1 protein-coding gene is annotated in these 321 nt (G+C 34.9%); it reads left to right on the top strand.

Annotated features, from left to right (window positions below):
* On the top strand, positions 1-278 hold a 278-nt coding region (locus tag Q4528_RS13175; protein ID WP_303521939.1), incomplete at its 5' end, for a YtfJ family protein.
* Positions 279-321: the final 43 nt, after the last annotated feature.

Raw genomic sequence — 321 nt, 5'->3', positions numbered from 1 at the left:
ATACCTACCAAACGGTTACCATCGTTAACTTAGATGATGCCATTTTTGGTACCTCTGGATTTGTAACAGGCAAAATGAAAACCAATAAAAAGAGTTTTCCTAAAGCCAGCTTTGTTATAGACAAAAAAGGCGATTTATTTGATCTGTGGAAAATTAAAGCGAAGTCTTCAGCCATTATATTGTTAAATGCAGAAGGTGAAGTATTGTTTGCTAAAGATGGCGAGCTAAACCAGCAGGAAATTGACCAAGTGATAGGCTTAATCAAAGCCAATATCTAAACTCAAAAAAATAGGCGTAAGTTATTTACGCCTATTCAAACAT

The sequence above is a fragment of the Staphylococcus pasteuri genome (assembly GCF_030547725.1).
GTDB classification, from domain to species: domain Bacteria; phylum Bacillota; class Bacilli; order Staphylococcales; family Staphylococcaceae; genus Staphylococcus; species Staphylococcus pasteuri.
The sequence above is the reverse complement of the archived record's forward strand: the minus strand, read 5'-3'. Positions and strand labels throughout refer to the sequence as shown.